The organism is Mycobacterium sp. SMC-2 (assembly GCF_025263485.1).
Taxonomy (GTDB): domain Bacteria; phylum Actinomycetota; class Actinomycetes; order Mycobacteriales; family Mycobacteriaceae; genus Mycobacterium.
In genome coordinates this window covers 2,595,345-2,615,967 of record NZ_CP079863.1, presented here as the reverse complement: position 1 = coordinate 2,615,967, position 20,623 = coordinate 2,595,345, and the positions used below count along the sequence as shown (strand labels likewise).

The window sequence follows — 20,623 nt, the reverse complement described above, 5'->3', positions numbered from 1 at the left end:
CCCCGTCCTTACTATCGGCGTGTCCTATCGTGATAGCGGTGACGATCGACGATTCCGCCATCATGCCCGAGGCGTTCTTCACTGTCGACGGCGACTCCTACCTGCCGGGCGCGCTGACCCGAGGCCCCTGGGGTGCCGCGATGGGCGGTCAGATCGTCGGCGGCCTGTTGGGTTGGGGCATAGAGCAATCCGGCGTCGAGCCCGAGTTCCAGCCGGCCCGCCTCACGGTTGACCTGCTGCGTCCGGCGTTGCTCGAGCCGGTGCAGATCCGAACCTCGGTGCAGCGGGAAGGCCGGCGGATCAAGCTCGTCGACGGCGCGCTGGTGCAGAACGGGAACACCGTCGCGCGGGCCAGCGCGCTGTTCCTGCGCCGAGGCGAGCACCCCGAGGGGACGGTGTGGTCCGCGCCCCTGGCCATGCCGCCGCTTCCGGCCGATGCCGAGCGCTTCCCGCCCGACATGCCGTTTCTGATCTGGGGTTACGGGGCCACCGCCGCGGGCAGTCCGGGCATCGCGGCCGGCGAGTGGGAACAGTCCCATTCCCAGAAGTTCGCCTGGACGCGAATCTTTCGCCCGATGGTGCAGGGCCACCCGCTGACCCCGTTCACCCGGCTGGCCTTCGTCGGTGATATCACGAGTTCGCTGACCCATTGGGGCACCGGCGGATTGCGCTACATCAACGCCGACTACACCGTCACCGCGAGCCGCTTGCCCGACGGCGAGTATCTGGGGCTGGCCGCGCAAAGCCACTACGCCACGGCCGGTGTGGCCACCGGCGCCGCCACCCTGTTCGACCGGCATGGGCCGATCGGTACCAGTTCGGCGCTGGCCCTGGCCCAACCGGCCGAGGCGTTCAAGCCGACCTACACCTAGGCGGCTCATTCCATCAGCTGGGCCGCGACCGTCGCGCCGAGCTCCCAGCAGGCCTGTAGGTCGCTCTTGTCCGGCTTGCCCGAAACCACCACGGTCTCTGCGGCTTTCGTCCAGCCGAGCCCGGTGGTGATCGACATGACGCCGCGCTCGGCGCCCTCGGTGCCCTCGTTGCCGTGCAGGTACAGACCGAACGGGCGCCCACGCGTCGAGTCGAGCAGCTGGTAGTAGGAGCAGTCGAACGCGTGCTTGAGCGCCCCGCTCATGTAGCCCAAGTTCGCGGGGCTGCCGAGCACATAGCCGTCGGCCGCCAGCATCTCGACGGGTGACACCGTGAGCGCCGGCCGTCGGACGACCTCGACGCCCTCGATCTCGGGGTCGGTGGCGCCCGAGACGACCGCCTCGAACATCTCTTGCGTATGCGGTGACGGCGTGTGATGGACGATCAGCAGTGTCTTGCTCATCGGCGGCCCTGCAACTCGAGTGCGGTCTTCATCGCGTCCCGCGCCCGGCGGCGGTCTCCCGCGTAGTCGTACGCGCGGGCCAGCCGGTACCAGCGCCGCCAGTCGTCCGGGTGGTCTTCGACTTCCGTGCGCACCGAGGCGAACAGCGCGTCGGCGGCGCCTCGTTCGATGCGGCCGGACGCCCGCCGCGGCAGCGCGGTGACGTCGAGCTCCATGCCATCGGCCGCAATGAGATTGGCCAGCCTCTGGTGGGCGAACCCGGACCGCAGGGTCGCGACCATGGCCCACAGCCCGATCAGGGGCATGATCAACACCGCCAGGCCCAGCCCCACGGCGGCGGCCCGGCCCGAGGCGATCATCGCGACGGCCATCCGCCCCAGCAGCACGAAGTACGCCAGCATCGCCACGCACATCAACGCGATCAGCAACTGGGTGCGCAGGGCGGCGTTCATTGCATGTTCACTGCAGGTCGAGCAAGGGTTCGAGCCCCACGGTGAGGCCGGGCCGTTCCCGGACGCGCCGCACGGCCAGCAGCACGCCGGGCACGAACGAGGTGCGGTCCAGGCTGTCATGGCGGATGGTGAGCGTCTCCCCCTCGGTGCCGAAAAGGATTTCCTGATGCGCGACCAGCCCGGCGAGCCGCACCGAGTGCACCGGGATGCCGTCGACGTCGGCGCCGCGGGCGCCGGGCAGGCTGGTGCTGGTGGCATCGGGGTTGGGCGGCAGGCCTTTTCGCGCTTCGGCGATCAGCTTGGCGGTGCGCGCGGCGGTGCCCGACGGGGCGTCGGCCTTGTGCGGGTGGTGCAGCTCGATCACCTCCACCGACTCGAAGAAGCGCGCCGCCTGCTTGGCGAAATGCATCGACAGCACCGCCCCGATCGCGAAGTTGGGCGCGATCAGCACCGCCGTGTTGGGGCTCTTGGCCAGCCACGCCTGGACCTGCTCCAGCCGTTCGGCGGTGAAGCCGGTGGTGCCGACGACGCCGTGAATTCCGTTGCCGATGAGGAACTCCAGGTTGCCCATCACCACGTCGGGGTGCGTGAAGTCGATGACCACCTCGGTGTCGGAGTCGGTGAACAGGCTGAGTGGATCGCCGGCGTCGACCTCCGCGGAGAGGGTCAAATCCTCGGCGGCCTGCACGCCCGCCACCATCGCCGAACCGACCTTGCCCTTGGCTCCCAAGACGCCTACCCGCATTGCTGCAGCCTACTGCGGCGGCTCTTTCGGGCGAGCGTGCGCGTTGACGTGCGCGTCGACGTGCGCGTTGGCATGGCGACGCGCCGCAATGGCCGGCATTCTGCGCGCGCTCAGCGTCTGGCTGCTTCGCCGGCCGATACCCTGCTGCGGCAAGCCACGCTCGGGCACGGCCACCTGGCGCTCGCGGGGTAAAGGGCCTGGACGACGGAACCGTCATCGCGAATCGCTGCCGCTTGCAGGGCTTTGACGGCGCTCGCGTGCCAGTGACGCACGAATTGGCGGTAACGAGCAACGGCACTCAACTCGCCGGCTTTGTCCACAGTGCGGCATTCATCCACAGATAGCTCCGGCGCCGTGGCTTCCGGCTCCGTCGCGAGCCTATGATTCGAACATGCTTTCGATTGGTGACCCGGCCGACGTGGATGCCGCGCTCGACGCGCTCGACGCAGCCGTTGCGACGATCGGTGAGCTCAAGTTCGACACGATGAGCCCGGTCGTGCGGCTGCGAGCGCTGGAACGGATGGAAACCTCGCGCCGCCGCCAAGTCGCCATCAGCTATGACGTGATCGCCGGTCTCGATAAGGAGGACCCCGCCGACGTCGGCGGCCCCGTCCACAAGGTGCTCGCCGACTGGTTGCGGATTAGCTGCGCCGAGGGCGCCCGGCGGGTGCGCGACGCCAAACAGCTTTCCCCGAGGGTGACCCTCACCCGCCAGGAGCTGCCACCGGAGTTGCCAGCCACCGCGCAGGTGTGGCGAGAGGGCATGCTCGACGGGCAGCACCTGCGGGTGATCCAAACGTTCGTCCGCGACCTGCCGGAGGACGTACCGGTCGATACGGTGGAAAAAGCCGAGCGATTTCTGGCGCAGCAGGCGGCGAAATTGCGGCCCGATCAGCTGGAAAAGGCGGCTCGTCGGTGCGCATTGCAGCTGAACCCCGATGGAAAGTTCTCCGACAACGACCGCGCGCGTCAGCGCGGTTTCACCTGGTGCGGGCAGCGGGCCGACGGGATGAGCCTCGGCAAGCTGGTGGCGTCGCCGGAATTGCGCGCCAATATCGATGCCTGGCTGGCGCGGTTCGCGGCGCCCGGCATGTGCAATCCGGACGATGAAAGCCCCTGCGTCGCCGGCGAACCCGCAGAGGAAGTTGCAAGCAGGGACACCCGCAGCCACGCCCAGCGCCAGCACGACGCGCTCAACGCTCTGGTGCGCGGCCAGCTGGGCGACCCAAAGCTTGGTCAGCACAACGGCTTACCCGTCACGGTCATCGTGTCGACCACGCTGCAGGAGTTGACCTCGTGCACGGGGCAGGCGGTGACGGGCAGCGGCAACGTGGTTCCGATGCGCGACTTGATCCGGATGGCAAGCCACGCCTACCACTATCTCGCCGTGTTCGACCAACACTCAAGCCGCCCACTGTATCTCGGCCGGTCGCGGCGAATCGCCACACCCGACCAGCGCATCGTCCTCTACGCGAAGGACCGCGGCTGCACGCATCCGGGCTGCGATGCGCCGGGCTACTGGTGCGAGGTGCACCATGTCGACGAGTGGGCCGCCGGCGGACTGACCGATGCTGACAAACTCACCTTCGCCTGCACGCCGCACCACAAGCTGATCGAACAGGGCTGGCGGACAAGGAAGCTGCCCAACGGGCGCACCGAATGGCTACCGCCGCCGCACTTAGACCGCGGGCAGCGCACCAACCACTACCACCACCCCGAACGCTTTGAAGATCCTTGATCCGCGCGCTTACCTCTTGAACCGCCCCGCGAACCCGCGCAGCGGGAGGTCGGCGCTGGTGAGGAGTCCCGGCGGCGCGGCCACCACCGATTTGATCGAGGCGAGCGCGGGCATGCCGGTGACGGTCATCCCGATGGAGGCGAAGTTGTCCGGGTTGGAGAGGTCCACGCCGGGCTTGGGGAAGATCATGTGCTTGTTGTAGATGCACGGGTCGCCCTGAATCTGGGTGATGTAGCAGCCCTTGATATTCCAGCTTGGGTCGGTGTGCGGGGTCATCTGCCACTCCAGGTGCGTCTCGACCCGGGGAATCCCGTTCACCATGCCCTGGTACTTGATGTAGTTGCCGCCCAGCGAGCCCTTGGGCAGCGTGTACCAGCCCAGGTCGACGTCCTTGGTGCAGGCGCCCAGTTCGTAGCTGAACTTCACCTCGTCGAGGGTCAGGTCGAAGCAATCGGCCATCATCAGCACGCTGTCAGCGAAGACGCGGGTGTACTTCTCCAGCTTCGACGGGATCTCCGGATCGTCGACCGGCTGGCCGTAACCCACCTCGATCCAGGTGTCCTTGGAGTGGTGGCACGACACGTCGACGGACTCGATGGTGGTGACGTTCTCGATATCGGCGACGTCGGCCGAGCACACCACACCCAGTATCTGGTTCAGCCCCGGGTTCATCCCGGTCCCGTAGAACGTCGCGCCGCCCTTTTCGCAGGCCTCGGCCAGCAGCTGGCTCACCGGCTTGCCCGACGGGTGCGGGTGGTTCTTGTCGCGGTGCCAGCCGGTGATCCAGTCGGCCGTGGTGACGATATTGATGCCCGCCTCAAGCACTTTGACGTAGAGGTCCTCGTCGGGGAACACGCCGTGGAAGGTGAGCACATCCGGCTTGGCGGCGATGATGTCCTCGATGGAGCCGGTGAACTTCACCCCGTTGGGCGCCACACCCGCGAACTCACCCGTGTCCTTGCCGACCTTCTCCGGCGAATAGCAATGCACGCCAACGAGTTCGAGGTCGGGATGGGTGGCGATCCGCTTGATCATCTCCGTACCGACGTTTCCGCTTCCGACCTGGAAGACGCGGATCGGTGCTGTACTCATTCCGTCGAGCCTCTCTGCGTTGCGAATGCATCGGGATAGAACTGCTTGGCCCACTTGCGGATTGCCGTGAAGCCCTCGTACTCGTCGGTGGCCAGGGCCGGCGCGTCCGAGTAGCGCTGATGCTGCCAGATCTCGATGTCCTGCTCGAACTGCCGGATCACCTCGCGGCCGAACTCGGCGGCCTTGCGCTCGGCGCGGTCGGGATCTTTGCCCGGGGTTCGGCCGATGTAGACCATGAACCGGACATCGGAGGTGAACTCGTCGACCGGGGTGACCGCCGAGATGGTGCGGTTGTCGACCATCCCCCAACTCTTGGTCACCGCGACGCCCAGACCGCCGTTGATGGCCTCCACGCCGCTGTTGACGTCCTCGATCTTCTGCCCGTCGTCACCCTCGAAGGTGATGGTGAAGTCGACGAACGACACCGGCCCGGCGAAGTCGTGGCGGGTGAACACCGGCACGATGGGGGTGTTGTGCACGAACTTGAAATGCGCGAAGTCGACACCGTTTTCGAGCACGTACTGCGGATGCAGCTCCAGGGCCTGCCGGTACAACCGCTGCTGCGGGTAGTAGTCGTCCGCGCTGCTGTCGTCGCGGAACGCGCCGAACACGTCCGGCGCGTCGAAGTACGGCTCGCGGCGCTCGACGTCGTGCCAGATGTAGACCGACGCGTTGCGTTCCACCACGGGGTAGGTGCGGATGCGCCGCCCGCGGTTGGGTCGATCCTGGTAGGGAATGCAGACGTTGCGGCCCTCCTGGCTCCACTGCCAGCCGTGGAACGGGCACTGCAGTACCTCGCCGACGACCTTGCCGCCGTAACCCAAGTGCGCGCCGAGGTGTTCGCAGTAGGCATTCATCACGCTGAGCTGCCCGGACTCGGCCCGCCAAGCGACCAGTTCCTGCCCGAAGTACTTCATCTTGTGCACGTCGCCCACACCGATCTCATCGGACCAGGCGACCTGAAACCAGCCGGTTGGTTTCATCGACAACGGCGGCTTAGCCATGCGGGATCCCTCCTTGAGAACGAGGATAGGCCGCCGCCCCGTGCTAATCAAAGTACCTTCTATGAAAATTTCGGGGCTCCGCGCGATATCCTCGGCACATGGCCCCACAGCCGAACGGCACCGGAACGGCGAACCGGCGCCCCAATCGGCGTGGCAACGCCACGCGCGAGAGCATGCTCGAAGCCGCGCTCCGGTCATTGGCCTCCGGCGACCCGGGCTCGGTGTCGGCCAATCGCATCGCCAAGGAGATCGGCGCCACCTGGGGCGCGGTGCAGTACCAGTTCGGCGACACCGACGGGTTCTGGGCGGCGGTGCTGCACCGCACCGCCGAGCGACGCGCCGCGACCTTCTCCACGCTGTCGACGCCGATCTCACCGGATGCACCCCTGCGCGAGCGGGTCGGCGCCATCATCGACACCCTCTACAGCGGGCTCGCGTCACCGGATTCCCGCGCGATCGAGAACCTGCGGGCGGCGCTCCCCCGCGATCCCGGCGAGCTCGAGCGGCTGTTCCCGCGCACCGCCGCCGAGCTGTTCTCGTGGGGCAAGAGCTGGCTGGAGACCTGCCAGAACGCCTTCGCCGGCCTGGACGTCGACCCGGACCGGGTACGCGAGGTGGCCGCGCTGATCCCCGCCGCGATGCGCGGGCTGGTGTCCGAACGCCAGCTCGGCTCGTACGCCGACCTCGATATGGCGCGGCGGGGCCTGACCAACGCGCTGGCCGCCTACCTGGAGCAGTCCCGCCCGGCATGACCACGAGAACGCCTTAGCCCCGGTGAAACCCCGCGGCCTCACCATCCGCCGGGCCGGGCCAGGCGATCTGGCGAACGTCGCCGAGATGCATTACCCGGTCTGGCGGCAATCGTGGACGGGCATGCTGGCGGATTCCACGCTCGACGCCCTGGGATCGCCGCGGCGCTGGGCCATCCTGGCCTACCCGCGGATCCTGCAGCGCCGCGGCTGGAGTATGTGGATCGCCGAGTCCGGTTCGCAGACAATCGGAATGACCATTTTCGGTCCAGATCCCGACAGTCCCGGGCAGGTTGAACTGGACTCACTCTACGTCGCGGCACAATGTCAGCGGCACGGCCTGGGCGGCCGCCTGCTCGACACCGCCCTGGACGCACATCCTTTCGGTGATGTCGTGCTGTGGTGCGCGGAACACAACGCGCAGGCGCGAAAGTTCTACGAAAGAAACGGCTTTCGCGCCGACGGCCGCACCCTGGACTGGGAGCCACTGCCCGGTGTCAAGGTGGCCCATCTGGGCTTCCGGCTCAGCCGGCGGTGACGTGCCGGCGCAGGTCGTATTGCCCGAGATCGGTATTCGCCAGCATGGCGCGATGTTCGCCCGGCGTGAAGGGCCACACCTCGGGCACCCCGTCCTTGTTCAGGTACCAGCTCTGACACCCGGTGGTCCACACCGTGTCCGGCATCGCGGCGCGTAGCTTGGCGTTGAAGCTCTCGGTCGCCGGCCATGTCGGCTCCACGGTGTCGAATTCGCCCCGCCGCCAACGTTGAATCCACCGCAGTATGTGGTCGGCCTGCGATTCCGCGACCGTCGTCAGTGCGAGATTGCCGACCGGGCTGTGCGGCCCCAGCATCATGAAGAAGTTGGGGAAGCCCGGGAGCGCCACCGTCTGGTAGGCACGCGGACCGTCGCGCCACACGTCGTCGGCGGCGATGCCGTCGCGGCCGATCAATTGCATCGGGCGGAAGAAGGCGTGGGTGTCGAATCCGGTGGCGAGCACGATGATGTCCACCTCGTGCAGGACGCCGTCGTCGGTCACGACGCCGCGCCGTTCCACGTGGTCGATTGCGGCGGTGACCAGTTCGACGTCGTCGCGCTGGACGGCGCGGTAGAAGCCATTGGACATCACCAACCGCTTGCACATCGGCGTGTAATCCGGGGTGAGGGCCCGGCGCAGCTCGGGATCGCGGATCTCGCGCAGGCTCGCGCGGCACAGCGCCCCCATGATCTTTCGGCGCAGACCGGGCTTTGTGAGCCCGGCGGCGAAGAGGTCGTAGCCAAAGCTGTAGCACCGGTAGGCCATCCGGTCGAGCCAGCCGAACCTGTTGTGGGTGACGTTGGTGAGCCTGCTGTATCGGGGATTGGGCAACCGAAGCACCCACTGCGCGGTGCGCTGGAACAGCATGATCCGGCCCGCCACGCCGGTCAGGCCGCAGACGAGCTGCACCCCGGTCGAGCCGTTGCCGATGATGGCGATCCGCCGATCGCGCAACTCCACTGGGTGATCCCACCGCGCCGAGTGAAAAGCGGTTCCGCCGAAGTCATCCAGGCCGGGGATCGACGGTAGGCGCGGGTGATGGAGCACCCCGGTGGCGCAGATCAGGAAGTCGACGGTCGATTCCGCGCCGGCGTTGGTGCGCAGCCGCCAGCGTTCACCGTCGAATCGCGCGCAAACGATTTCAGTGCCGAACCGGATGCGGTCACGCACCCCGAAGCGCTCGGCGACGTCGCGAAAATAGGCCTGGATCTCGCGGCCGGGCGAGAAGAGGTGCGACCAGTTGGGATTTTGGGCGAACGTGTACTGGTAGACCCGCGACGGGATGTCACAGACCAGGCCGGGGTAGGTGTTCTCGCGCCAAGTCCCGCCGACCTCGTCGGCCTTCTCGTAAATGGTGACATCCGTTATCCCGCTGCGCAGCAACGCGATCGCGACGCACAGCCCCGACATGCCCGCTCCGACGACGGCAACGGCGGGATCGCGTCGCACGGTCGCCGCTACTCGGACTCGGCGCGCTGCTTGAGGCGCTCCAGTGTGAGCCGGATGTGTTCGGTGTTGGCGGCCAGGCGATCCGGGACACCGGTGGCCCTGCCGGCGAGCTTGCGGAACCAGCCGGGCCTGCGGTCCCAGGTGCTCTCGGTGACCCGGCAACCACCGTCGGCCGCCACGATGTCGTATTGCCAGCGCGCGATCGGGAGCATGGAGTACCGCACGTCGAACGCGAAACGCCGCCCCGGTTCCGCGTCGGTGACCGTGCACGCGGTGCTCCAGCGCCGTTTGCCGTTCTCGTTGTGACCGGTGAACACTGCCCCGGGGCGGGCCACATGGCCTTTGCGCCACTCCATCGCCACCGCCTCTTCGGCGAACGAGGCGAGCGTGGGCAGGTCGGTGATGAGCCCATACACCACGTCGGGGCGGGCGTCGACCTGCACGGTGGCCGTCACGCACGGATCAGTCATGCGCCGATCATAGCCACGACACGGGCGGCTTCACCTCGATTGCGGCCCAACCGAACTTTCTCCACACTTGAGGGCGAACCTCCCAAAGCAAGGGGCAACCATGCGAGTCGGCGTACCGACCGAGATCAAGGCCAACGAGTTCAGAGTGGCCATCACCCCCGCCGGTGTCGCCGAACTGAGCCGCCGCGGCCACGAGGTGCTCGTCCAGGCCGGCGCCGGGGACGGGTCGTCCATCCCTGACGAGGAGTTCAAGGCGGCGGGCGCCCAATTGGCCGGCTCGGCCGAACAGGTGTGGGCCGAGGCCGATCTGCTGCTCAAGGTCAAGGAACCGATTCCGGCCGAATACGGCCTCCTGCGCCCACGTCAGGTGTTGTTCACGTATCTGCACCTGGCCGCCTCGCGCACCTGCACCGAGGCGCTAATGTCTTCCCGCACAACCTCGATCGCCTACGAAACCGTGCAGGCCGCCGACGGCTCGCTGCCGTTGTTGGCTCCGATGAGCGAGGTCGCCGGGCGGCTCTCGGCGCAGGTCGGCGCCTACCATCTGATGCGGTCCCACGGCGGGCGCGGCGTGCTGATGGGCGGGGTGCCGGGAGTCAAACCCGCCGACGTCGTGGTGATCGGCGCCGGTACGGCCGGTTACAACGCCGCCCGGGTCGCCAACGGCATGGGCGCCAGTGTGACGGTTCTCGACGTCAACATCGGCAAGCTCCGGCGGCTTGACGCGGAGTTCGGCGGACAGGTCCGCACGCGCTACTCGTCGGCGTACGAGCTGGAGGGCACCGTCACGCGAGCCGACCTGTTGATCGGCGCGGTGCTGCGGCCGGGCGCCAAGGCGCCGAAACTAGTTTCGAATTCCCTTGTCGCGCAGATGAAGCCGGGTGCCGTGCTGGTGGATATCTCGATCGACCAGGGCGGCTGCTTCGCGGATTCCCGGCCGACCACCCACGATGACCCGACGTTCCCCGTGCACGACACGCAGTTCTACTGCGTGTCGAACATGCCCAGCGCGGTACCCAAGACGTCGACCGTGGCGCTGACCAACGCGACGATGCCGTACGTGCTCGAACTGGCCGACCAGGGCTGGCAAGCGGCGTGCCGGTCGGATGTCGCTCTGGCTAAGGGCCTTTCGACGCACGACGGCGCGCTGCTGTCCGAACGGGTGGCCGCCGACCTGGGCCTGCCGTTCACCGACCCCGCGAGCCTGCTGGCCTAGTTGTACTGGCCTAGCTGTACTGGCCTAGTTGTACTGGCCTAGTTGTACTGGCCTAGTTGTACTGGCCTAGTTGTACTGAACCTAGTCGGCCTCGACCAGGCTGGCGATGATGTCGGCCACCGGACCGGGTCGGGCCTCCTTGAACGACGTTCCCGCCCACAGCGGAATCCCGTTCGGGTCCTCCATGGCGGCGGCCGCCTCCCGGATCGGGGACGTCATCTGGTTGACCTCGGGGTAGCCCAGTGGCGCCACGTTGTCGAGCAGGCGGGTGAAGTTGTTCTCCAAGCCGCGAGCGTAGCGGCCCGAGAAGGCGCGCGTGACGACGGTGGTGCCGAAGATCGGATTCTTCAGGGCGGTGCGATGCGCGGTGCTGGTGCCCGCCTCGTCGCTGAGCAGCAGCGCCGTACCGACCTGAGCGGCCACGGCGCCGCGGTGCAACACGGCGGCGATGTCCCGGGCGTTGCCCAAGCCGCCGGCCGCGACGAGCGGCACGTCATGGGCGCTGCGGATCCGGGTGATCAGCTGGTGCAGCGATTCACTGCCGGGCTCCATGTCGGGCGCAAAGGTGCCCCGGTGCCCGCCCGCATCCGGGCCCTGGACGATCAGGCTGTCCGCGCCGGCGGCGACGGCCACGCCCGCCTCGTACGCCGAGGTCACGGTGACCATCACCAGCAAGCCGAGCGCCCCCAGCCGCCGGATGACATCGGGCGGTGGGACCCCGAAGGTGAACGACACCAGCTCGGGCCGCAGGTCGGCCACCACCTCGAGCTTGGCCTCCCAATCGTCATCGTCGCCGTGGTGCGGGTGGCCGACCTCCACCTGGTAGTAGTCGGCGATCTCTTCGAGTTCTTCGGCGTAGTAGTCCAGCGCCATCCAGTCGGCAACGCTGGGTTGCGGAACGAACAGGTTGACGCCCAGCGGTCCGGTGGTCGCGGCGCGGGCGGCGACGATGTTCTCGGCGAATCGCTCCGCGGTTTGGTGGCCGCCGGGGACGAAGCCGAGCCCACCCGCGTTGGACACCGCGGCGGCCAGTTCGGGCGTGCCCGGTCCGCCGGCCATCGGCGCACCCACGATGGGCACCATGATGTCCCAAAAGCCCAGTACCACGGAGCTAATTTACCATCGCCCGAAGTTGTTGGGGCAGTGACCGTTTGGAGGCATACGGACCCAGGACCGCGCCGCCGTAGGGCTGGCCCAGCAGCCGGTGGGCGACCGCGTTGACCTCCGCGACGGTTACCTGGTCGATCTGCCGCAGGGTGTGCTCGATGCTGCGGTACTCGCCGTAGTTCAGCTCGTTGCGGCCCAGACGACTCATCCGCGAGCTGGAATCCTCCAGGCCCAGGACGAGCCCGCCACGCAACGACCCCTTGGCAATGCGGCACTCCGCCTCGGTGATGCCGTCGCGCGCCACCGATTCGAGGACCTCGTTGGTCACCTGCATCACCTCGGCGAACCGCTCGGGCTGGCAGGCGGCATAGATGGACAGCGCACCGCTGTCAGCAAAGATGTCCACCGTCGAGTAGACCGAGTAGGCCAGCCCGCGCAACTCGCGAACCTCTTGGAACAGCCGGGAACTCAGGCCTCCACCGAGTGCGCTGTTCAGCACCGCAAGCGCCCAGCGATGCCGCCAGCTACGCCCGGGGGTGCGCACACCCAGCGCGACGTGGGTCTGCTCGGCGTCCCGATTGCCCACCGTCAGACCCGGCCGGCCGCTCACCCGTCCGGCGCCCTTGCGCGGGGCGATGGGCCGGCGCCCGCGGACCAGATGCGGCCCGAAGTGCTCACGCACCAGCGCGACCACCTCGTCGTGGTCGACGTTGCCGGCCACCGCGACCACCATGCGTTCCGGCGTGTAGCGCCGCACGTGAAAGGAGTGCAGTTGAGTCCGGGTCATCGACGACACCGAGTGCGCGGTGCCGATCACCGGCCGGCCCACCGGATGGTCACCAAACATCGCGCCCAGGAACATGTCCCCCAGCGCGTCCTCGGGGTCGTCGTCGCGCATCGCGATCTCTTCGAGCACCACGTCGCGTTCCAGCTCGACGTCTTCGGCGGCGCAACGACCGTTGAGCACCACGTCGGCCACCAGGTCGACCGCCAGCTCGAGGTCGCTGTCCAGCACGTGCGCGTAGTAGCAGGTGTGCTCCTTGGCGGTGAAGGCGTTCAGCTCCCCGCCGACCGCGTCCATTGCCTGCGCGATGTCCACCGCGCTGCGGGTGGGCGTCGACTTGAACAGCAGATGCTCGAGGAAGTGCGCCGCTCCCGCCACGGTGGCACCCTCATCCCGCGATCCGACCCCGACCCAGACCCCGACGGACGCCGACCGCACCGCCGGCAGGTGCTCGGTGACGACCCGCAGGCCGCCCGGAAGCATGCTGCGGCGCAGCGACGTCTGGTCTGCCGGTTTCGCCTCGGCGATCTGCTTACCCCGGCGCAGGGCGCCCGCACGAGCCGGACGCGGCCGGGGGTCGTCAGCTGCTGGCGGTCGCGGCATCGGCTGGTGCGGCCTCCTGAGGAGCCCCGGCGTCGGCCGAAGCGGCGCTGTCTTCTTCGACCAAGACGAGAGAGATCTTGCCGCGCTTGTCGATGTCGGCGATCTCGACCCGCAGTTTGTCGCCGACGTTCACCACGTCCTCGACCTTCGCGATGCGCTTGCCCTTGCCGAGCTTGGAGATGTGCACCAGGCCGTCACGTCCCGGCAACAGTGACACGAAGGCACCGAAATCGGTTGTCTTGACGACGGTTCCGAGGAACCGTTCGCCCACGGTCGGTAGCTGCGGGTTGGCGATGGCATTAATCCGGTCGATCGCGGCCTGCGCCGAGGGCCCGTCGGTGGCGCCGACGAACACGGTGCCGTCGTCCTCGATGGAGATCTGCGCGCCGGTTTCCTCGGTGATGGCGTTGATAACCTTGCCCTTGGGCCCGATGACCTCGCCGATCTTGTCCACCGGGACCTTGATGGTGGTCACCCGCGGTGCATACGGGCTCATCTCGTCGGGCCTGTCGATGGCCTCAGCCATGACCTCGAGAATCGTCAGGCGCGCATCCTTGGCCTGCGCGAGGGCACTCGCCAGGACCTGGGAGGGGATGCCGTCCAGCTTGGTGTCCAGCTGCAGCGCGGTGACGTAGTCCTTAGTGCCGGCGCACTTGAAGTCCATGTCGCCGAACGCGTCCTCGGCGCCGAGGATGTCGGTCAGGGTGACGAAGCGACGCTCGGTCTTGCCCTCGACCTCGACGTCGTCGGAGACCAAGCCCATCGCGATGCCGGCCACCGGCGCCTTGAGCGGCACGCCAGCGTTGAGCAGCGCCAGCGTGGAGGCACACACGGATCCCATCGACGTCGAGCCGTTGGAGCCCAGCGCTTCGGACACCTGCCGGATGGCGTACGGAAACTCCTCGACGCTGGGCAGCACCGGGATCAGGGCCCGCTCGGCCAGGGCGCCGTGCCCGATCTCACGCCGCTTGGGCGAACCGACCCGGCCGGTCTCGCCGGTGGAGTACGGCGGGAAGTTGTAGTGGTGCATGTAGCGCTTGGACGTCTCGGGCCCCAGCGAGTCGATCTGCTGGGCCATCTTGACCATGTCCAGCGTGGTCACACCCATGATCTGGGTCTCGCCGCGCTCGAACAGCGCGCTGCCATGCGCCCGCGGCACCACGGCGACCTCGGCCGACAGGGCGCGGATGTCGGTGATGCCGCGGCCGTCGATGCGGAAGTGGTCGGTCAGGATGCGCTGGCGGACCAGCTTCTTGGTCAGCGAGCGGAAGGCGGCGCTGACCTCCTTTTCCCGGCCCTCGTAGGTCTCGGCGAGCCGCGACAGCACCTCGACCTTCAGCTCGTCGGTGCGCTGCTCGCGCTCGGCCTTGCCGCCGATGGTCAGCACCTTGGCCAGCTCGTCGGTGGCCACCGAGGCCACCGAGTAGTAGACGTCGTCGCCGTACTCGGGGAACACCGGGTACTCGCCGGTGGGTTTTGCCGCCGCGTCGGCCAGCTCCTGCTGCGCGGTGCACAGCACGGCGATGAACGGCTTGGCGGCCTCCAGGCCTTCGGCCACAACGGTTTCCGTCGGCGCCTGGGCCCCGCCTTCCACCAGCTCGATGACCTTCTCGGTGGCCTCGGCCTCGACCATCATGATGGCCACGTCGTTTTCGTCACCGTCGCCGACCTTGCGGCCCGCGACCACCATGTCGAACACGGCCCGCTCGAGCTGCTCGACCGTCGGGAACGCGACCCAGGTGCCGTCGATCAGTGCCACCCGCACGCCCCCGATGGGACCGGAGAACGGCAGCCCGCCCAGCTGGGTGGAGGCCGACGCGGCGTTGATCGCCAGCACGTCGTACAGGTCGTTGGGGTCCAGGCTCAGGACCGTCACCACGACCTGGATCTCGTTGCGCAGCCCGGCGACGAACGACGGGCGCAGCGGGCGGTCGATGAGCCGGCAGGTCAGGACCGCGTCGGTGGAGGGCCGGCCCTCGCGACGGAAGAACGAACCCGGGATGCGGCCGGCGGCATACATCCGCTCCTCGACGTCGACCGTCAGCGGGAAGAAGTCGAAATGCTCCTTGGGGCTCTTGCTGGCGGTGGTCGCCGACAGCAGCATGTTCTCGTCGTCCAGGTAGGCGACGACGGCGCCGGCGGCCTGGCGGGCCAACCGACCGGTCTCAAAACGGATGGTGCGGGTGCCGAAGCTCCCGTTGTCGATTACGGCGGTTGCCTCGAACACGCCTTCTTCAATTTCAGCGACAGACATGGGTGTCCGTACGGCCTCTCTGGGTATTCAGCTTTTTCGCGTCGTCACGCGCAAGTAACCCGAGAGCTTCCTCCGAGAGGAAAGAGTCTGAATGCGGCTACGGCCATCGATCGAAGCGGCCGACCTGCCCCAGATCCGGAGAGCCCGGCAGCCACTACCGAAGACCGCCCGATACAGACTGGGCTGCTCCCTCGTGACACGCTGGAACGGCACACGCGGATCTGCGCGGCCGCACCATTCGCTCGGGCCAAACCGGCCCAGAACGCTCCCACTCTACACGGGCGGGCTTAGCCCCCAGTAGGGCTGGGAAGGGTTGGCGGTCTCCTGCCCGGGTCAGCGGCGCAGGCCCAGGCGCTCGACCAGCGAGCGGTACCGCTCCACGTCGATCTGCGCGACGTACTTCAGCAGCCTGCGCCGCCGCCCGACCAGCAGGAGCAACCCCCGCCGGGAGTGGTGGTCGTGCTTGTGCACCTTCAGGTGCTCGGTCAGGTCGGCGATCCGCTTGGTCAGCAGCGCGACCTGCGCCTCCGGGGAGCCGGTGTCGGTGTCATGCAGGCCGTAGGTGCCCAGGATTTCTTTCTTCTGCTCGGCTGTCAGCGCCACGAAAACATCTCCATCGATTGGTCCGCGAAAATTTCGAATCAAGGCGCGGCCACCGCGAACCGCAGCGCGCGCCGATGTCGCCCGGCAGTTTAGCAGCCGCGCGGGCCGCACCCCGAATCGTCGGACGGGGTCAGGCGTCAGCGGCCAGCAGGGCGCGCGCCCGCTGGGTGTCGTTCCCCATCGCGTCTATCAGGTCATTCACCGAGTCGAACTTGCGCTGCCCGCGGATGCGTGCGACAAAGTCCAGCGCCACATACTGCCCGTAGAGGTCGGCGTCGGTATCCAGGACGAACGCCTCGACGGTGCGGGTGCGGCCGGAGAAGGTCGGGTTGGTGCCGACGGACACGGCCGCTTGGTAGCGCTCACCCGGGACGACGGTGCCGGTCACCGGCCCGTGCCCGAGCACGGTGAACCAGGCGGCGTAAACGCCGTCGGCCGGGATGGCCGAGTACATCGGCGGCGCCACGTTGGCGGTCGGGAATCCCAGCTCCATGCCCCGCCCCTCGCCCCGGACGACGACGCCCTCGACGCGGTGCGGGCGGCCCAGCGCGTCGGTGGCCGCCACCATGTCGCCGGCGTCGACGCACGAGCGGATGTAGGTGGACGAGTACGTCACGGTCTCGTTGCTCAGGTGCTCGGTGAGCAGCGACATCGATTCGACCGCAAAGCCGAATCGCTCGCCGGCGCGCCGCAGGGTGTCGACGTTGCCGGCCGCCTTCTTGCCGAACGTGAAGTTCTCGCCCACCACGACCTCCACCACGTGCAGGTGTTCCACCAGCAGCTCGTGGATGTAGCGCTCCGGCGTGAGTTTCATGAAGTCGCTGGTGAACGGCATCACCAGGAAGACGTCGATGCCCAGCTCCTCGACGAGTTCGGCGCGGCGGGTCAACGTCGTCAGCTGCGCCGGGTGACTGCCCGGGTAGACCACTTCCATCGGGTGCGGATCGAACGTCATCAGCACGGTCGGCACGTTGCGGGCGCGCCCGGCCTTGACGGCGTGCGCGATTATCTCCGCGTGGCCCCGGTGCACGCCATCGAACACCCCGATGGTGAGCACGCATCTGCCCCAGTCCGTGGGAATCTCGTCTTGGCCGCGCCACCGCTGCACGACCGCAAGCCTACGGCTCGGAGCGGTCCGCCGGGAGATCCGCACGCGCGCGGGTGGCGAGGAGCACACGATCAGGCTTGGGTTGCCTAAACTTTCTCGTTGTGAAGGCTGACGAAGAGCGTGGCGGTCTCACCCCGGTCGGCCAGGACTACCTCAAAGCCATCTGGAACGCCCAGGAGTGGTCCCCCAAGGACGCGCCGCAAAGGGTCAGCACCAAGATGCTGGCCGAGAAGATCGGGGTGTCGGCCAGCACCGCCTCAGAGTCGATCCGCAAACTCGCCGAACAGGGCCTGGTGGATCACGAGAGATACGGCGCCGTGTCGCTGACCGAGGCGGGCCGGCGGGCGGCGCTGGCGATGGTGCGCCGGCACCGGCTGCTGGAGACCTTCCTGGTCAACGAGCTCGGGTATGGCTGGGACGAGGTGCACGACGAGGCCGAGGTGCTCGAACACGCGGTGTCGGATCGGCTGGTGGCCCGCATCGACGCCAAGCTGGGGTTCCCGCAGCGCGACCCGCATGGCGACCCGATCCCGGCCTCGGACGGGCAGGTGCCCACGCCGCCGGCCCGTCAGCTGTGGGCGTGCGACGACGGCGACAGCGGGACGGTCGCCCGCATCTCCGACGCCGACCCGCAGATGCTGCGCTATTTCGCCGACGTCGGCATCAACCTCGACTCGCGGCTGCGGGTCCTGACCCGTCGCGAATTCGCCGGCATGATCTCGGTGGCGATCGAGTCCGGCGACGGCGCGGAGTCGACGGTCGACCTGGGCAGCCCGGCCGCCCGGGCGATCTGGGTGGTGGGCTAGCTCGTCTTGCCTCGCGCCGAGCGTGAAACTGCGGCGACTTTTGGCGCGAATTTTCGCCGTGGCTTCACGCTCGGCGCGGCTTGGCAGCTTCAGTCGGCCAACAACCCCTTGGCGATGTGGGTCACCTGAACCTCGTTGCTGCCGGCGTAGATCATCAACGACTTCGCGTCGCGGGCGAGCTGTTCCACCCGGTACTCGGCCATGTAACCGTTGCCGCCGAAAAGCTGGACGGCCTCCATCGCGACCTCGGTGGCCGCCTCCGACGAGTACAGCTTGATCGCCGACGCCTCGGCCAGCGTCAGCGGTTTGCCCGCCTGCTGCCGCTCGATGGTGTGAAACACCATGTTCTGCACGTTCATTCGGGCGATTTCCATCTTGGCCAGCTTGAGCTGGATCAGCTGGAACTGCCCGATGTTGCGGCCCCACAGCGTGCGCGTCTTGGCGTAATCCACACACAGCCGGTGGCATTCGTTGATGATGCCCAGCGCCATCATCGCGATCCCGATCCGCTCCGCGGCGAAATTGTCGCGCGCGCTGTCGCGGCCGTCCCCTCCCGCGTGCTGTTCGCTCTCCCCCAGCAGCCGGTCGCGGCCCAGCCGCACGTTGTCGAAGAACAACTCACCCGTCGGCGAGGACATCATGCCCATCTTCTTGAAGGGCTTGCCCTGTGTCAGCCCCGGCATGCCGGAATCGAGCACGAAAACCAGCACCGGCCGGTTGCGCTTGTCCTGCGCGTCCAGGGCTGAGCCATCTTCGAGCTTGGCGTAGACCACCAGGACGTCGGCGTAGGGCCCGTTGGTGATGAACGTCTTCTGCCCATTGAGGATGTAGTCCTCACCGTCGCGTTTGACGTAAGTCTTCATGCCGCCGAACGCGTCCGAGCCGGAGTCCGGCTCGGTGATGGCCCACGCCGCGATCTTCTCCAGCGTCATCAGCTCCGGCAGCCAGCGTTCCTTCTGGGCCAGCGTGCCGCGGCTCATGATGGTCGCCGCTCCCAGGCCGAGGCTGACCGAGACGGTGCTCAACAGCCCGATGCTCACCCCGGCCAGTTCGGAGACCAGCATGGCCACCATCGACGCCTGAGCGGCCAGCCCACCGGAACCGCCTGCCCCGTCGGACTTTTCGCCGGCCGCCGCACCGGCCTGCCTGGCGCGCTCGCGCTCCAGCATCGATTTGACCGACTCGGCCGCCATCGCGTCGAGACCGAACTGGCTGAACAGCTTGCGCGCGATCGGATACGGCGACAGCGCGCCGGTTTCCAACTCGTCGAGGTGCGGACGAATCTCCTTGTCGATGAACTGACGGACGGCGTCGCGAACCATCAGGTCCGCGTCGGACCACTCGATCACGGGTCAGCGTTCGGCGCGCCGGTAGGCGGTGACGACGGCCGCGCCGCCCAGCCCGATGTTGTGTTGCAGTGCGGCGCTGACGCCCTCGACCTGACGCTTGTCGGCGGTGCCCCGCAGCTGCCAGGTCAGCTCGGCGCACTGCGCCAGCCCGGTCGCGCCCAGCGGGTGCCCCTTGGAGATCAGCCCGCCCGACGGGTTGACCACCCAGCGCCCGCCGTAGGTGGTGTCGCCGTTGTCGATCAGCTTGGGCGCCTCACCCGGGCCGCACAACCCCAGCGCCTCGTACAGCAGCAGCTCGTTGGCCGAGAAGCAGTCGTGCAGCTCGATCACCTGGAAGTCCTCGGGGCCCAACCCGCACTGATCGTAAACCTGTTGCGCGGCTTGGACATTCATGTCGTAGCCGATCAGGTTCTTCGCGCTTCCGTCGAAGGTGGACGCGAAGTCCGTCGTCATGGCCTGGCCGACGATCTCCACCGCCCGGCCGGCCAGCCCGTGGCTGTCGACGAAGCTCTCCGAGGCCAGGATCGCCGCGCCGGAGCCGTCGGAGGTGGGCGAGCACTGCAACTTGGTCAGCGGGTCGGAGATCATCCGCGACGCCAGGATGTCGTCGAGCGTGTAGGACTCCTGGAACTGCGCGAACGGGTTGTTGACCGAGTGCTTGTGGTTCTTGTAGCCGATCTTGGCGAAATGCTCGGCGGTGCTGCCGTATTGCCGCATGTGTTCACGGCCGGCGGCGCCGAACATCCACGGCGCGACCGGCATCGCGAACTCGTCGATCGCGGCCATCGCCTTGACGTGCCTGCCCATCGGGGATTCGCGGTCGGAGGCGCCGCCGCCCAGCGAGCCGGGTTGCATCTTCTCGAAGCCCAGCGCGATCGCGCAGTCCACGATCCCGCCGCGGATGGCCTGGGCCGCCAGGAACAGCGCGGTCGAGCCGGTCGAGCAGTTGTTGTTGACGTTGACGATCGGGATCCCGGTCATGCCCAGCTCGTAGAGCGCCCGCTGCCCGGACGTCGAATCGCCGGCGACGTAGCCGACGTAGCCCTGCTGCACCTCGCGGTAGTCGACACCCGCGTCGGCCAGCGCGTTGGTGCCCGACTCCCTTGCCATGTCGGGATAGTCCCAGCCCTCTCGGCGGCCGGGCTTCTCGAATTTCGTCATACCGACGCCGACGACGTAAACCTTGCTGGACATAGCGCGCACCTTCTTCGACAGGCTTGGACGA

20 protein-coding genes are annotated in these 20,623 nt (G+C 67.8%); 6 read left to right on the top strand and 14 right to left on the bottom strand.

The genetic code is table 11. The features are described from left to right. Window positions 1-38 precede the first annotated feature (38 nt). Entirely contained in the window at window positions 39-872 is an 834-nt protein-coding gene (locus KXD96_RS12430) for a thioesterase family protein (protein WP_260744834.1), read from the top strand. Window positions 873-877: 5 nt separating this feature from the next. On the opposite strand, the gene KXD96_RS12425 is transcribed toward KXD96_RS12430, so the two are convergent. Genes KXD96_RS12425 through dapB form a run of 3 tightly spaced genes read right to left on the bottom strand, consistent with a single transcriptional unit; the run spans window position 878 to window position 2,530 of the window. Further along, on the bottom strand, window positions 878-1,333 hold the full coding sequence (locus KXD96_RS12425; RefSeq protein WP_260744833.1) for a flavodoxin family protein: 456 nt from the start codon (window positions 1,331-1,333) through the stop codon (window positions 878-880). Further along, window positions 1,330-1,785, bottom strand: coding sequence for a hypothetical protein (locus KXD96_RS12420; protein WP_260744832.1), 456 nt, complete (start codon window positions 1,783-1,785; stop codon window positions 1,330-1,332). The genes KXD96_RS12425 and KXD96_RS12420 overlap by 4 nt, the downstream gene beginning before the upstream one ends. A gap of 7 nt (window positions 1,786-1,792) precedes the next feature. Further along, window positions 1,793-2,530 (bottom strand): 4-hydroxy-tetrahydrodipicolinate reductase, encoded by a 738-nt coding sequence (gene dapB / locus KXD96_RS12415; protein ID WP_260744831.1) that lies wholly within the window; start codon window positions 2,528-2,530, stop codon window positions 1,793-1,795. Window positions 2,531-2,921: 391 nt separating this feature from the next. On the opposite strand from dapB, the gene KXD96_RS12410 reads away from it, so the two are divergent. Further along, window positions 2,922-4,268 (top strand): HNH endonuclease signature motif containing protein, encoded by a 1,347-nt coding sequence (locus tag KXD96_RS12410; RefSeq protein ID WP_260744830.1) that lies wholly within the window; start codon window positions 2,922-2,924, stop codon window positions 4,266-4,268. 9 nt (window positions 4,269-4,277) lie between these two features. On the opposite strand, the gene KXD96_RS12405 is transcribed toward KXD96_RS12410, so the two are convergent. After that, entirely contained in the window at window positions 4,278-5,360 is a 1,083-nt protein-coding gene (locus KXD96_RS12405; RefSeq protein ID WP_260744829.1) for a dihydrodipicolinate reductase, read from the bottom strand. Next, window positions 5,357-6,364 (bottom strand): Rieske 2Fe-2S domain-containing protein, encoded by a 1,008-nt coding sequence (locus KXD96_RS12400; protein WP_260744828.1) that lies wholly within the window; start codon window positions 6,362-6,364, stop codon window positions 5,357-5,359. Before KXD96_RS12400 ends, KXD96_RS12405 begins: the two co-directional genes overlap by 4 nt. 98 nt (window positions 6,365-6,462) lie before the next feature. Here KXD96_RS12400 and KXD96_RS12395 point away from each other — a divergent pair, with 98 nt between their 5' ends. Both KXD96_RS12395 and KXD96_RS12390 read left to right on the top strand, forming a co-directional pair. Then, window positions 6,463-7,116 (top strand): TetR/AcrR family transcriptional regulator, encoded by a 654-nt coding sequence (locus tag KXD96_RS12395; RefSeq protein WP_396878532.1) that lies wholly within the window; start codon window positions 6,463-6,465, stop codon window positions 7,114-7,116. 22 nt (window positions 7,117-7,138) lie between these two features. Further along, the gene (locus KXD96_RS12390) at window positions 7,139-7,651 is read left to right on the top strand and encodes a GNAT family N-acetyltransferase (RefSeq protein ID WP_260744827.1); all 513 of its coding nucleotides are present in this window, start codon (window positions 7,139-7,141) and stop codon (window positions 7,649-7,651) included. On the opposite strand, the gene KXD96_RS12385 is transcribed toward KXD96_RS12390, so the two are convergent. Together KXD96_RS12385 and KXD96_RS12380 are read right to left on the bottom strand one after the other, a co-directional pair. Further along, window positions 7,638-9,059, bottom strand: coding sequence for an NAD(P)/FAD-dependent oxidoreductase (locus tag KXD96_RS12385; RefSeq protein ID WP_260745345.1), 1,422 nt, complete (start codon window positions 9,057-9,059; stop codon window positions 7,638-7,640). The genes KXD96_RS12390 and KXD96_RS12385 overlap by 14 nt on opposite strands. A gap of 47 nt (window positions 9,060-9,106) precedes the next feature. Continuing rightward, complete coding sequence (locus KXD96_RS12380; protein WP_260744826.1) at window positions 9,107-9,568, bottom strand: SRPBCC family protein; 462 nt, start codon at window positions 9,566-9,568, stop codon at window positions 9,107-9,109. A gap of 100 nt (window positions 9,569-9,668) precedes the next feature. Here KXD96_RS12380 and ald point away from each other — a divergent pair, with 100 nt between their 5' ends. Beyond that, window positions 9,669-10,784 carry an alanine dehydrogenase gene (gene ald / locus KXD96_RS12375; RefSeq protein ID WP_260744825.1) on the top strand — a complete coding sequence of 372 codons (1,116 nt, stop codon included), beginning with the start codon at window positions 9,669-9,671 and terminating at the stop codon, window positions 10,782-10,784. A gap of 81 nt (window positions 10,785-10,865) precedes the next feature. On the opposite strand, the gene KXD96_RS12370 is transcribed toward ald, so the two are convergent. The 5 genes from KXD96_RS12370 to KXD96_RS12350 form a co-directional block, all read right to left on the bottom strand. Next, window positions 10,866-11,891 carry a nitronate monooxygenase gene (locus KXD96_RS12370; protein ID WP_260744824.1) on the bottom strand — a complete coding sequence of 342 codons (1,026 nt, stop codon included), beginning with the start codon at window positions 11,889-11,891 and terminating at the stop codon, window positions 10,866-10,868. Window positions 11,892-11,895: 4 nt separating this feature from the next. Then, window positions 11,896-13,158, bottom strand: coding sequence for a pitrilysin family protein (locus KXD96_RS12365; protein ID WP_260745344.1), 1,263 nt, complete (start codon window positions 13,156-13,158; stop codon window positions 11,896-11,898). A gap of 97 nt (window positions 13,159-13,255) precedes the next feature. Continuing rightward, window positions 13,256-15,532, bottom strand: coding sequence for a polyribonucleotide nucleotidyltransferase (locus KXD96_RS12360; RefSeq protein ID WP_260744823.1), 2,277 nt, complete (start codon window positions 15,530-15,532; stop codon window positions 13,256-13,258). A 333-nt stretch (window positions 15,533-15,865) separates the two neighbouring features. Continuing rightward, a complete protein-coding gene (gene rpsO, locus KXD96_RS12355; RefSeq protein ID WP_003878661.1) occupies window positions 15,866-16,135 on the bottom strand; it encodes a 30S ribosomal protein S15 in 270 nt (89 codons plus the stop codon). Window positions 16,136-16,265: 130 nt separating this feature from the next. After that, window positions 16,266-17,243 (bottom strand): bifunctional riboflavin kinase/FAD synthetase, encoded by a 978-nt coding sequence (locus tag KXD96_RS12350; protein WP_260744822.1) that lies wholly within the window; start codon window positions 17,241-17,243, stop codon window positions 16,266-16,268. A gap of 101 nt (window positions 17,244-17,344) precedes the next feature. Between KXD96_RS12350 and mntR the strand changes: the two genes are divergently transcribed. Further along, window positions 17,345-18,049, top strand: a complete 705-nt coding sequence (mntR, locus tag KXD96_RS12345; RefSeq protein ID WP_260744821.1) for a manganese-binding transcriptional regulator MntR — start codon at window positions 17,345-17,347, stop codon at window positions 18,047-18,049. Between the two features lie 89 nt (window positions 18,050-18,138). On the opposite strand, the gene KXD96_RS12340 is transcribed toward mntR, so the two are convergent. Together KXD96_RS12340 and KXD96_RS12335 are read right to left on the bottom strand one after the other, a co-directional pair. Next, window positions 18,139-19,398, bottom strand: coding sequence for an acyl-CoA dehydrogenase family protein (locus KXD96_RS12340; protein WP_260744820.1), 1,260 nt, complete (start codon window positions 19,396-19,398; stop codon window positions 18,139-18,141). A 3-nt stretch (window positions 19,399-19,401) separates the two neighbouring features. Then, window positions 19,402-20,592 (bottom strand): lipid-transfer protein, encoded by a 1,191-nt coding sequence (locus KXD96_RS12335; RefSeq protein WP_260744819.1) that lies wholly within the window; start codon window positions 20,590-20,592, stop codon window positions 19,402-19,404. Window positions 20,593-20,623: the final 31 nt, after the last annotated feature.